At 37.2% G+C, this 12,403-nt stretch carries 7 protein-coding genes; 6 read left to right on the top strand and 1 reads right to left on the bottom strand.

Annotation, left to right across the window (positions count from 1 at the left end):
- The first annotated feature begins 377 nt into the window (after positions 1 to 377).
- Both AB1S55_RS01790 and tcmP read left to right on the top strand, forming a co-directional pair.
- Complete coding sequence (locus tag AB1S55_RS01790) at positions 378 to 5,420, top strand: sacsin N-terminal ATP-binding-like domain-containing protein (protein WP_370980069.1); 5,043 nt, start codon at positions 378 to 380, stop codon at positions 5,418 to 5,420.
- A gap of 215 nt (positions 5,421 to 5,635) precedes the next feature.
- Positions 5,636 to 6,739: a three-Cys-motif partner protein TcmP gene (tcmP, locus tag AB1S55_RS01785; protein ID WP_370980068.1), complete on the top strand. Its 1,104-nt coding sequence runs from the start codon at positions 5,636 to 5,638 to the stop codon at positions 6,737 to 6,739.
- A gap of 1 nt (position 6,740) precedes the next feature.
- Here tcmP and AB1S55_RS01780 read toward each other — a convergent pair whose 3' ends face one another.
- Positions 6,741 to 7,058, bottom strand: coding sequence for a hypothetical protein (locus AB1S55_RS01780; protein WP_370980067.1), 318 nt, complete (start codon positions 7,056 to 7,058; stop codon positions 6,741 to 6,743).
- A gap of 104 nt (positions 7,059 to 7,162) precedes the next feature.
- Between AB1S55_RS01780 and AB1S55_RS01775 the strand changes: the two genes are divergently transcribed.
- The 4 genes from AB1S55_RS01775 to AB1S55_RS01760 all read left to right on the top strand — a co-directional run bounded on the left by AB1S55_RS01775 (position 7,163) and on the right by AB1S55_RS01760 (position 12,129).
- On the top strand, positions 7,163 to 7,906 hold the full coding sequence (locus AB1S55_RS01775; protein WP_370980066.1) for a phage Gp37/Gp68 family protein: 744 nt from the start codon (positions 7,163 to 7,165) through the stop codon (positions 7,904 to 7,906).
- A 90-nt stretch (positions 7,907 to 7,996) separates the two neighbouring features.
- Positions 7,997 to 9,277, top strand: coding sequence for a three-Cys-motif partner protein TcmP (locus AB1S55_RS01770; protein ID WP_370980065.1), 1,281 nt, complete (start codon positions 7,997 to 7,999; stop codon positions 9,275 to 9,277).
- A gap of 55 nt (positions 9,278 to 9,332) precedes the next feature.
- On the top strand, positions 9,333 to 10,238 hold the full coding sequence (locus AB1S55_RS01765) for a hypothetical protein (protein ID WP_370980064.1): 906 nt from the start codon (positions 9,333 to 9,335) through the stop codon (positions 10,236 to 10,238).
- Between the two features lie 121 nt (positions 10,239 to 10,359).
- Positions 10,360 to 12,129, top strand: a complete 1,770-nt coding sequence (locus AB1S55_RS01760; protein ID WP_370980062.1) for a HEPN domain-containing protein — start codon at positions 10,360 to 10,362, stop codon at positions 12,127 to 12,129.
- The last annotated feature ends 274 nt before the right edge of the window (positions 12,130 to 12,403 follow it).

Raw genomic sequence — 12,403 nt, 5'->3', positions numbered from 1 at the left:
TGCCATGTGTGAAATCTCTTATCTGGAGCTTTATCGTGTCGTAACTCTGAAGCTTACTGTCGAAGGTCAGGTTAAATAGAGCCAAATCTATGACTTTTTAGCTAGCTTGAGGCAGATACGGATGGCACAGAGCACCTTAAGCTTTAGAGGTGGTTTTTGGTACACTAGCTTGCCTTTGTTCAAGGGTGTATGTCTGTTTGGAATGTGGGTAAGATAAAGCATTATAGCTCCTCTGTGTTATGCCCTTTGTACTTAATATTGCTGGTTTCTATGGGCACTATTCGACCCAAAACAAACGTTGGAAGTAGCCTTCATGGCTGATTAATGTGTCGATAAATGCGCAACGTTTTACTTAACCTCTTTTTCTAGGATCTAATATGTCTATAAAAAATGTTGTTGAAAAATTGTTCTACGACAATACAAACTATACGACTCCTGATCAAGCTACAAACCAAGCTAGTTCTCTGGAAGCACTATCAACAGATTTATATACTGATTCTAAGCGGTTTATCTATGAACTTTTACAGAATGCTGACGACTCACCAGAGCAGGGCTCGACGGTAAAAGTTTGGATAAAAAGAATTGGTGAGACATTAATTGTAGCCCACTCAGGTAAAGCTTTTAATGAAAGGGACGTAAGAGGTCTGTGTAATGTAAACAATGGTACAAAGAAAGGTGATGCCAGCAAAACCGGCTATAAAGGCATCGGGTTTAAGTCAGTATTTGGTCAGTCTAAAGAGGTCACAGTTTACACAAACGATGAATATTTTAGATTTGATTCGTTCTTTCCTTTTACTTGGCAATGGGGTGAAAAAAAAGAAGATTGGGAGAGAAACAATAACCGTGAATTCATTCCCCCTTGGCAGATAATACCTATATATACGGAACATGGGGATGTTTTAACTCCAATTCATCAATATCTCCAATCCATAAATGCTAAGGTTGCCACAATAATAAAGCTAGATGACACTAGAGGTACATTTCAAGCGGTACAGGAACTTTCAGAAAATGTTGATATGTTCCTTTTTTTAAAGAATATTGATGAAATAAATTTTGAAGTAAATGGACTCTACAAAATAGAAATAAATCGATCGGAAAATAGTGGTGTCAAGTTAATAACCAATGGGGAGGTTGTTGCAAGGTGGTTGGTAAATACAATAGTTCTTGATGTCCCGCCAGAGCTTACTTCTGATCTAGAATATGAAAGAAATATACCAGAAAAATTGTTGACTGCTAATAATATTGAGCTAACTTTAGCTGCAAAAATTGGTGAAGATGGTGTTGCGGAACTGGAAGCAAGTGAAAAATTAATATATTCCTATTTGCCTACAGACGAAACAAAATATCAATTTCCCGTACTGGTAAACACTAGCTTTTTGACCAATGCAAACCGTGAGCATCTTCATGTCGATTCTAAATGGAATCAATGGTTGTTTAAAAATATTGCGATTGAGATATTTAAATGGATATCAATACTGGTAGTAGGTGAAGAAAAGTTCCAAGCTTATAGATTAATCCCACGAGAAGTGATAGCTGACGAACTGGGCCGGCACTTTAATGAAGGCGTCAATGATGCCATAAATACTGTGGAATTTGTTTTAACAAAAAACGACGGTTTAGTAAAAGTCTCGGACACTATTGTTGACTTTACATATCTGTCTGAGAAACAATTTGTTGGCGAAAAATCAATAAAAAAGGCTTTAAGTGATCTTGACGGTGCAAGAGTGATCCACTCTAAGTACTTTATGATAAATCATGGGTTTGGAGGTCGAATAAAATCACTAGGAGCTGAAAGCTTTGAATGGAAAGACTTACCTAAGCTATTAAAGTCTAAGAGCTTTTCCTGCCTTCATTCGATAAATAAAAACATAGAACTAATAAAGCACTTAAAATCATTGTCTTTAAATGATTCAATTGGCGGAGTGTCAGATGAAATTCTTAGGGGGCTGCCATTTATTTTCGACCATAGAAATAGGTTAAACAAACCAACAGAAATATATTTCCCTACTGCAGATGACAACAACTGGGATGATCCAGGCGGTGAGCTAGCATTCTTACATATAGATATACAAAAATGGATCTCATCAGTCCCAGATATGAGGGCATGGATAGAGCAGCTCGGTGTTGTTGAAAAAACTGATGTCAGCTTCATTACTAAAACAATAATCCCAAACTCAGAAATCTATATAAATAGAAAAAATGCTATCCAAGCAATACGAGACCTCTTCAATCTATATAAAAAAGACGAACTTAATTCAAATATACTCGCCCAGCTCTCTGATTTGAAGCTACTTACAAACAACGGGAGCCTTGTAGCTGCAAAGAAATGCATTCTTTCTAGTTCCTATTCTCCTCGCTTAGAGATTGAGTCCGTATTAGGAGAAGACGTTTTTGTAAGCAAAATGTACATGGACAATTCCAGGGATAAAGATGAATGGAAAAGATTTTTTAAGTTCTTAAAGGTGTCTGATGGCATATCTTTGGTCACTCATGAAAAAAAGTCATGTAAGACCGTATTAGTAGCTAATGGATTTAGAGAGGGCTACTTCAACGAAGATGACAAAAAATTCAAGCCTTTCCTATCAACTTTTACTGGTGATGAATATAAAAATCTCATAGTTCTACGCTTCATCCACCAAACCATAAATAATCATCCATTATCGAAACAATACTGGCACGACGTAATCAATAACCACTCTTCTTCAGAACTCTCAAGTCCTGCCACAACATTTTGGGGTAATTCTAGAAAACTAGGCCGAACTACAGGAGATTTAGTAGAAAACTATACCCAATGGGTTATTAAGAGCTTATGTGTAATACCTGTAGCAACGAAAGAGTGCAAACGCTCATCTGAAGTATTACTCAATACAGATGAAATAAAAGATTTAGCTGGCGAATACTTGCCTGTTTTTGACGGTGTTGAGTTATCTGACGATTGGAGATCATTTTTTAAATTTAGATCTAAGCTTGAGCTGTCAGACTACTTAGAGTTGCTTAGTGAAATATCTTCTGATTTATCAGTAAATGAAAAGGTTAAAGAAAGTAACATTAATAGGGTTCAATTAATATACAGGCAGCTATTGGATTTGAGTGGTAATTGGGGGGAGATGGATCTAGAGGTTATTTCGGAATGGTCTTGTTCAGGACTACTACTGAATACTAAAAATCAGTTTTCAAAATGTACGTCTACAAAATATTTCATAGATGGTAATGATGCAGTATTTCAGGGGTATTATGAGTTTTTAAATATTGGTGCTGAGAATAAACAACATAGCAATATTGTTGTGTTTCTGAATGCATTTAAGATCACCATTCTACGGCAGAGTGATTTTAGGCTTGAATCCTATAAAAGTGAAGATGGGAAGGAGCTCATTGCAAGACTAGAAAGCTCGCTTCCATTCTTTAAGGCTTGGGTTGAGAATGAAAATGATGACCCTGACACTTTAACCTCATTAAAATTGCTGGATGATAGGTTTTCTTTGTTGGGTATTTATGAAGCAGAAGCGATTCAAATAACATATAAAGATCTAGGTTTTTCTAAGAGCGTCAATGTTCACCTTGATGGGAGCAAGCTATTTGTAACTAAACCATGGGAGAGTAATAAGGTATTTCTGCAACTTCCTAGCGTACTTTGTCGATACTTTGGTTTGATTGGGCATGATAAAAAACTTACCTTTCTTTTGCGCTCTGAAACTTGTGAAATTAAAGAGTGCTTTGAGCAAGAGAGTATTGCTTTTCCGGTAGATGTCACCTTAAGAGATGATAAAATCATCAATGAGTTTTATAGTACAAAAATACAATCTTCGGACAAAGTGGTTAAAACTTTTGATGAAGTTAAAACGGCTATTAGTAATGGTACATCACCGGACTTTTTTCATATTTCTACTTCTGATTATCAAAAGCTCGTATTTGTAGAGGGGTTGATCTCAAGGGCTGTGAGTCGTGTTATTGAATTTTTAGATAAACTGCATGAATATGACTGCGCAAATCACTACGAAATAGCCCCTAGTATCATTGGTGGTGTAACTAAGAATGGGAGAGATATAACCGTCGTTGCTCGGCCATCAGATAATGATGCGGTACTTCTATATTACACTTCAGAATTTGATGTTCTTGAATATGTTGATTCTGAGTTTTGGTGTGTGGATGGTACGAATGTACCTCAAAGAGTAACGATTGGCCATCTGTTGAGGATGACCAAAATTAATAGAATTCCGATAGCAAACTTTAAGTTTGAAGACCAAGAATTCGAAGAATTTGTCAAAAAGAAGAAAACAGTTGATTTTGAATTTGATCCAGTTCCTTCATCTCCATACAAAATTGCTCAGACTATTTCTTCATTTGCTAATACTGAAGGCGGAGAGTTGGTGTATGGCATAACCAAAAATGGAACTGAGAATCAGCTTTTAGGTTTGAGTACGGATTTTAGAATGGATGAGATCACAAGGGAAGCTATGAAGATGATTTCTCCGTTACCAGCCATTACTTACAATTGGGTTGATCTAGGGGGGAAACGTATTTTTATCATTAAGGTCAAAAAGTCAAATGAAGAGTTGCTAATTAGAGGTCAAAAATATATTAGGGACGGCTGCCAAACAAGAGTTGAGGGCGATGATTTTTCTTGTGCTATAGAATCTTTAGCTGTTTCAGGTTACGAAAAAACCGTAGCTATTATTATTGGAATCGAAAATTACAAGCCGAGAGGGTCCGGCCAAGTTCAGTCTGTAAAGTATGCAGAAGAAGATGCCTTATTATTTAAAGAAATACTTCTTAAGCAGTTTGAAGTTGATGAAAATGATATCTATATGTATATTAATGAAAACGCACTGAAGAGTGATTTGGAATATGGGTTAAGTGGTCTATTTCATTCTTTATCAGAGAATGATCGTCTGGTTTTTTATTACGTTGGACATGGGTTTCATAACGGTACGACAAATTATCTTTCAACATATGATACTCATATTAATAATGTAGCTGAAACAGCAGTTTCTCTGCGTAAGATTTTACTTGACCCCTTGTTGAATTCGAAATGTAAATCTGGCTTGGTATTTATCGATGCTTGCGCTAAAAGTTTTAAAGATGATGGAGAAAGAGCATTGATATCAGATTTAGATGGTGACGACTTTCAATTGTTTAAAAGTGACCACCCTCATTTTGCTACATTTCTATCTTGCCAGCCAGGACAAAGTTCTTATTCTTGCGATGAGTTGAGGCATGGGATCTGGACTTATTTTTTACATGAGGCGCTTAGTGGTCGAGAAACTGAAGTGATTAAGTCTAGCAAGTATATCACTGATAGAAAGCTAAGCGATTATTTAACAAAATGTGTATCTTTCTACGCAAAAGATAGACATGATTTTGAACAAAACCCAAAAGCAATTTTAGATTCAACTTGTGAGAATGTATTAGTTGAACTCTAAATTATTGTGATAATTATGTTTTAATGTATAAACTTTGTATCCTGTAGGCACGTCTTAAAGTGCATTGTCAACGTACGTCGAAAGAGTGTGAATATAAATCATTTTGTTCTTGCTCTTACTGCAACTTAAAGAAGCTGAGGAGGGCGCTCCCTGCTCCCTAGTGGCTTCAGCTTAAATAATTATTTTTTGCATAAAACTTAATCAATAATATAAAAATGCCAACAAAACGAAAACTATGGCCAATGGATGGCCACACAGCCGGAAAGCATCTTGTGTTAAGAGTTTATTTAAATGCTTGGTTCGGGATACTATCCAACAGATTTGACCAATTGCTTTTTGTTGATGGGTTTGCGGGCCCTGGGGAATATAAAACTGGTGAAGACGGCTCTCCATTGGTTGCATTAAAGGCTGTCATTGAGCACACTCACAGTAAAGTTCAATCAACAAAAATACGCTACATATTTATCGATTGTGATAAAGCCCGTCTAGAACATCTACAAGCGAAAGTCTTTGCAGAAATAGATGACATACCCCCAAATATACGAATAGATTTCTTTTGTGAGACCTTTGAAAAGGCAACCGATAAACATATCATTCCAGCTCAAGAGGGCCTCTTGGGGAATCCTTGCTTTATCATGATAGACCCTTTCGGAGTAAACCAAACCCCGCTCAACGCTATAACAAAAATAATGTCATTCCCTCGCACAGAGGTGTATATATCTCTCATGTACGAATTTATTAATAGGTTTAAAAAACAGCCAGAATTTGAGTCCTCTCTTAACATGTTGTTTGGCTGCACTGATTGGCAGAAGCACTCACAGATAGATGATAAAGAGGCTAGAAAAAAAGAGCTCTATAAGCTTTATAAAAACAAGCTAAAAGAAAGCTGCGCTAAGCAGGTAGTTCATTTCGATCTATATAATGGCAATAAACTAAAATACGGAGTTTTCTTTGCTACTCAAAATATACTCGGAAGCCAAAAAATAAAGGAGGCCATATGGAAGGTTGTGCCAAAGGGAGATTTTGCATTCCGCTCTGAAAACAACCCGCAGCTAAATATAAATATAGAAAAACCCAATTTTGAGCCGCTTCAAGAAATTTTAATTTCCTACCTTAAAGATAGAGGCTTCGTTAGCATCAAGGAGATATTGGAGTATATTGACTCAGATTCAACAGAGTTTCATCGAGGGCACGTGAAGGCAAATGGGCTCAAAGTTATTGAAAATAAAGGCGAGCTAGCTGTATCAGTAAAACGAACACTAAACAAACCACGTAGAGCATTAACGTACCCCGACGACTGCCTAATAATGATCGAGTGATCTACCCCGCCTCCCAAAGCTGACCTACATTTAATAATAATTCTGCCAGCAATTTCTCTCTTTCTGGAGTGCCATCCCATAAGCGCCCCAAAGCATCCATCAACATCTTGCTTTCTCTTGGGTCTGCAGTGCTGCGCTCTACGCAAACATGCTCACCAAGGCGGCGGAGCTTGGGGCTATAGTGTTTCCAGTCGGCCCTAAATGCCCTTGAGACCACAGCCTGACTTACACCCGAATCTTTTGCTAAATCTTCCTGCCGGATAGATTTCTCGCTCAAATGCTTTTTAACAGCAGATTGCAAGGCGCTTTTATCGATCACTGTATTCGTATATTCGCTTAATGTAGAATATACGAATACTATTTGATATAGTTTTACCTGTCAAAACTCATTAAGATGTATGTATACCTATACAGGAAAGTCTGATGGCCACAAAAAGTAAAATCGAATGGACAGAACAAACCTGGAATCCCGTAACAGGCTGCACTAAGGTATCACCAGGCTGCAAACACTGTTACGCAGAGACAATGGCTAAGAGACTTCAGGCCATGGGTACAGTAGGGTATGAGGGCGGTTTCTCTAAAATCTCCTTAATGGAAGATAGGCTTCAGCAACCCTTATCTCGTAAAAAACCAACAATGTATTTTGTGAATTCTATGAGCGACCTTTTCCATGAAAAAGTCCCCTTCAGCTTCATTGATAGAGTCATGAAAACCATCAACCAAACCCCCCAGCACGTATACCAAATACTTACAAAAAGAGCAGGACGGATGAGGGAGTATTTCGAGTCTAGAAGAGTTCCTGACAATGCTTGGCTTGGTGTCTCAGTGGAAGATAGAAAATACGGCCGACCTCGTATCGCTGAGCTACAAGCAATAAAAGCAAAAACACGGTTCTTATCAATTGAACCGTTACTTGAAGAGCTAGGGCAAATACGCCTCAAAGGCATCCACTGGGTTATTGTCGGCGGTGAATCAGGGAAAAAGGCAAGACCCATGGAAAAAAAGTGGGTTCTTCAATTACGCGATCAGTGTGACTCTAAAAATGTAGATTTTTTCTTTAAGCAGTGGGGGGCTTGGGGGCAGGATGGTATTAAAAGATCCAAAGCTGCGAATGGTCGATTATTAGAAGGTGTTACATGGGACATGATACCTGCTATCAACCTATGACAAATGAGACTTTAAATTACACGTTTACTACTTGGATTCACATACCTTTCATGGCAGGATAAACAACCATACAAAGTAAAGGGAATTATAATGGGGACGCAAGAAGATAAATATCAATGGCAAATAGGCTCCCCACCGCCAAGTCTGGATGAGCACAGCCAAACAAAACATAAAATTACAACAACATACCTAAAGCAGTATATCGACATCTATTTTCAGCGTGTCCAAATTGAAAGACTGGACTTGCACTTGGTTGATGGGTTTGCTGGAGGTGGTAAATATATAGATCTGCATACTGGAAGTATGGTTGACGGCTCCCCCTTTCTCGCACTAAAAACACTTGAAGAAGCTATTGTACGAGTCAATATCGAGAGGAAAAAAACCAGAACGATAAACTGTAATTTTTATTTCGTTGAGAAATCCCTTGAAAGTACTAACTACCTAACCCATGAAATAAAAAATTCTACATTCAACAGCGCTTTAGGGTCAACAATTCACTGTCACAACAATGAGTTTCATCGATCCTTACCCGGCATAATTAAACAAATCATAAGAAAAAATCCCCGCACACAACGAGCAATATTTTTGCTTGATCAATATGCCTACAAAGATGTTCCCCTTAATTCAGTTGCGTCTATTTTCAATGAACTAACTGATCCTGAAGTAATACTCACATTTAATTACGATTCATTACAGCGATACATCTCAAATACACAGAATATGAGAACCAGCATGAGAAACATTAACCTAGAATCTCATATTGCCTGGGATCGAATTCAGGAGTGGAAAGACACTGGACATTGGCACTCATTAATTCAAGAACAGCTAGCGGCAGCAATAAAAGCTGCATCTGGCGCACCACACATGACCCTATTTTTTATCAGTGGGAAACGAGGGGATTCATCTCCATATTGGTTAGTACACTTATCGAAAAAATATATCGCACGTGATGTAATGATGAAGATTCACTGGGATCATGCAAATGACACGATGGAGTTTTCACATTACCTCAATGAGGGGTTCTTCCAGATTGGTTATAGGGCCTACGAAACGCCAGGTCAGAGTTCATTTGAATTTTCAGACCATAAAATACTATCAGATGAAACCAAAAAACGATGTATAGACAAACTAAGTACAGAAATACCTAAAATAATCTACGATACTTCAGGGCCAATCATCTTTAGCGACCTTCTTGACCAATATGGAAGCCTCACTCCAGCATCATCAAGCGAGATAAAGGAGGCACTACAAACCGCAATAGATCAAGGTGAAATTGAAGTTAGAGGATGCAAGGGCGAGCGCAGATGCAAATCTACTAGAATAAATAATAAAGACACCCTAACCTACAAACAAAGCCAGCTTTTTATCTAGCTATAGCAATCTCCTTATAAAAAAAGATAGACTAATAAGTGACGTCGAGGGAACATTGAAAGAATATAGCGGGGCAGTTTTTTTTATAGACATTCTTGGGGTTGGAGCATTAACGAAAGGTGAAATCAGAATTTCAGATGTGGATTATTCTGCTCACCGATTCAAGTTTCAGGACAAGCATTCTCAACATCATTTCTGTGCAAAAATACTTCTTAAATTCAGAAGAGTTCTTATAGGCCTAACGGCAATAAATAAAGGAATAAAAGTAGCTCAATTATCCGATTGCGCCTTCATATGGTCTGAAAATCCAAATTTAGTCGTTAATGCCGCAAGAGAGCTAATGTGGGAATGCATCCTTGCAGGGATTCTATGTAGAGGTGGTCTAGCATATGGACAGATTGTAGAGCCTGATAAAATTAACACAAAACTAGGGATGTTTATATGTGGAGGAGCCGCAACTGAAGCAGTTCAATTAGAGTCATCCGGAAAGGGAGCTCGAGTTTTTATAAACACCGAACTTCCTGGAAAACTAAGCTCCATACCTTCAGATGCATTCACTCCAAGAAAGAGCCTTATTGACTTTTCTATTGTAGATGAGTTTTTATGGTATAGGTATCCCGACCGCATAACATCAAGACTTGACTATATTCCAGTCAACCCACTCCCTGCGCTACATAAAATAGCAAAGGCTATTGCAATGCTTCAATACTCACCAAAATTTTTATGGAACTCAGCTTCTCAACACGGTTTACTTCATCTGGCTTGCACTATTGAAGTCATGTCTAAAGAAACTGAATACTTTTGCAAAAATTTAGGGTTAAAATTTGAGTGCGAAAACATCATGGTAGGGTGCAAAGACAGAATCAAAGAGCGATATAAAGAGAGGAGCGAGGATATTTGCAAAAAAATATTCAACTCTTTTAAACAAACTATTACCAAAAAATTAGAAGCTAATATTTGATTTTACCTATCACATGCAACTTTAATTCGGCACAGTTAATCAATACTTCGCAAAGAACCGAAAGTTATATCCGCTTCGTACTGATTCAGTGATTCACTAGAAACTAAACCCGGAATCAATAATGTTTAGAGATATATTTGGTCTTAGTCACGATCTCAATGTAGCTGTTTTAATTTACACTAAAAATAAAACCTTTATTGGTAAAGGTGAAATTATTATAAGAAACAATAAGTTGCCAGTGCTTAATTTTAACGAACCAATAACTAAGGAGGTAACTTTTGATGATGTATTGTATGCATGCTCTCATAATGAAACATGGTATACACTTTTAGGCTGCACTATGTATAGCCTTAGCAGCATATACCCAAGCATGATCATAAAATCTGATTTTCATACAGGGATGTTTAAAACGATAAAGATATCCCTTCAAGGGATATCACAGTGGTTCGACAATAGTAAACACACTCAAATAGGTGAAGATAAAATAACCAAGCACCTAAATACCAATAAATTTAACACGTCAATAACCGACGACGACCTCGGTAGAATCTCAGTTTACTCTGAGAACCATTGGCTTAAAGAGGAAAGGAGGCAGGGCGATTTTATTATCACCCAAAAAACAACTATCGCTATCGATGCAACGGATACGCCGTTTTCTTACAAGAGTGTCATTAATTATATTCATATGATTAAGAATTTACTGTCGATCCTAATTGGATACCCTCTTCACATTGAACACTGTTTAGAGGTGGTCGGCAATAAAAAGTTACCTATGTACTTCTGCAATTTTCAGGAAAAATCGCAACCTATAGAAAATCAAGATAGTTGCCTTACTCCTCCAGCTTATCTATTTTCAGGGGATAGATGGAATGTCATTTTCAAGAATGCATTTGAAAACAACAAAGATAATTTTATAAATATATGGTCCAGACTACCTGGGCTATCATCTTTCTCCTTGTACTGGGAATATGAGCTACTAGCTTGTGTATCACTTATCGATAAATACACAAATGTTTTCTCATTAAATACTGATGAGAGAATATCGAGCAGAAAGTTCTCAAAACTTAAAAAGCAATTACGGAACACAGTAATAGAATACGCCGAATGTGACGATGATATATGCCTGAACTCACATGTCATAGATAGTATAAGAAATCAAATAAACCAACTAAAAAACACAAGATTTTGTTCGTTTAAATCATCCTTTGACTTTACATTAAACAGTATGAGCGATAAGTTTGTTGGAGTGTTAAATCTTTCCAGTGATGACCTCAATCACTTAAAGAAGCTGAGGGATAAGATCGCCCACGGTGACACGCCGTTGACAAAGCACAAAGACAATCTGAACTATGAAAAAACTCTACAAAACAAACTTCTTATTCTTCTTTATTGTTGGGCATTTAAAGACTTGGGAATTCCAGAAAAGGATTTCATTTTATTTCTGAATAACTGGCAGCACCCAATGATATGGTCCTCCTCACTCGATCAAGTCAAGTTAGATAAAGCTATCGGCCATTACACCTTCTTGCAACTCAATAATAATGACTTTATTGACGCGAAAAGTGTTGAACTAGGTGTGATCATCCTTGAATACATCAATACTTCAAATAAATATAAATACAGAAAAGACCTAGTGGAAGTAATAAAACCCTGGTATTTAGGAAAAGATGAAAATCGATCTAGAAGTATAGATGAACACCTTACAGTTCATGTGAACACAGATAATATACACACCTTAAGTTATCTAGGCTCTGTCTATATTGAAAATAGAGGTCAATCATTCCGCACTCATGGTGTATGTATTTTAAACCCTCCTAATGAGATGATTGATAAGAGCAGATGTTGGAAATATAACGCTAAAGAAAGAAAATGGGCCAGACCGAATAGTTAAATGTTAGCAATGTTTCCTGTAATTACTCACAGCTACCATTGCCTTATTATTGAAGCGGTTATCTTGATTAAACGTCGTACAAAACTAACCAACAGTTTCTGAAATGGTCTAGACCATGCTCACATAGCAGATCCTAGAAAAGATTAGACGGCGAAGACTCACCTCCATCACTTAAACTCACCCAGCCTGATCCCATGCATCTTTGCATATCTTTTCAATACTTTCACTACAACTTGTAAGAAGTAGAATATAAATAATGCATAGCTGGCTCACT

It is taken from the genome of Agaribacterium sp. ZY112 (assembly GCF_041346925.1).
Classification (GTDB): domain Bacteria; phylum Pseudomonadota; class Gammaproteobacteria; order Pseudomonadales; family Cellvibrionaceae; genus Agaribacterium.
This window is presented reverse-complemented; position numbering and strand designations above follow the sequence as displayed.